Source organism: Cellulomonas sp. B6 (genome assembly GCF_001462455.1).
Taxonomy (GTDB): Bacteria; Actinomycetota; Actinomycetes; order Actinomycetales; family Cellulomonadaceae; genus Cellulomonas.
In genome coordinates this window covers 1-1,158 of sequence record NZ_LNTD01000242.1, presented here as the reverse complement: position 1 = coordinate 1,158, position 1,158 = coordinate 1, and the positions used below count along the sequence as shown (strand labels likewise).

At 77.5% G+C, this 1,158-nt stretch carries 1 protein-coding gene; it reads right to left on the bottom strand.

Annotated features, from left to right (window positions below; translation table 11 throughout):
* Positions 1-21: 21 nt before the first annotated feature.
* Positions 22-1,113, bottom strand: a complete 1,092-nt coding sequence (locus ATM99_RS17315; protein WP_062104057.1) for an NADH:flavin oxidoreductase/NADH oxidase — start codon at positions 1,111-1,113, stop codon at positions 22-24.
* Positions 1,114-1,158 lie beyond the last annotated feature (45 nt).

The following is a 1,158-nucleotide window of genomic DNA, read 5'->3' as shown; positions in this document are numbered from 1 at the left end:
CGGACGACGGACGGTGGGGGCTCAGGCGAGGAAGGAGCGGGCGCGCTCGTACTGCGGGGCGAGCGCGAGGTCGGCGCCCAGGGCGACGGCGGCGCGGTGCGGCCACGCGGGGTCCGCGAGCAGCGGACGGCCCAGCGCGACCGCGTCGGCGGACCCGTCGGCCACGACCCGCTCGGCGTCCTGCGGGTCCGTGATGAGCCCCACCGCGACCGTCGGCACGCCCGCCTCGGCGCGCACCCGCGCCGCGAGCGGCACCTGGTACGCCGGGCCCGTGGGGATGCGCACGTGCGGCAGGTTGCCGCCCGACGACACGTGCACCATGTCGACGCCCAGCGGTGCGAGGTCCCGCGCGAGGCGCACCGTGTCGTCGCCCGTCCAGCCGGCCGGCTCGACCCAGTCCGTCGCGGACACCCGCACGAGCACGGGCATCATGTCCGGCACCGCGGCGCGCACCGCCGTGACGACCTCCCGCACCAGGCGCGTGCGGTTCTCGAACGAGCCGCCGTACGCGTCGTCGCGCACGTTCGAGTCCGGCGAGCAGAACTGGTGCAGCAGGTACCCGTGGGCGGCGTGCACCTCGACCACGTCGTACCCCGCCGCGACCGCGCGGCGCGCGGCGTCCGCGAACGCCGTCACGACGTCCCCGATCTCCTCGACGGTCAGCGCGTGCGGCGCCGGGTGCGTGTCGCTGAACGCCACCGCGCTCGGGCCGACGACGGGCCAGCCGCCCGCGCCGTCGGCGAGCGGGGCGCCGCCGCGCCACGGCGCGTCCGTGCTGGCCTTGCGGCCCGCGTGCGCGAGCTGCACGCCCGCGACCACGCCCTGCGCGTGCACCAGGTCGGTCACCGTGCGGTGCGCCGCGACCTGCGCGTCGTCCCACAGACCCAGGTCGAACGGGCTGATGCGGCCGTCCGCCGTCACCGCCGTCGCCTCGACGATCACGTGCGCGACCCCGCCCACCGCGCGCGAGCCGTAGTGCTGCACGTGCCACGCGTTCGGCGCACCCGCGTCCGGCCCGTCGGCGGCCGCCGAGTACTGGCACATCGGCGCCATCCACACGCGGTGCGCGAACGTCGTGCCACGGATCGACAGCGGGGAGAACAGCGCGGACATGCGGGTGCCTTCCGGGGGGGAGGTGCGGGGTCGGGCCGTCGGGCC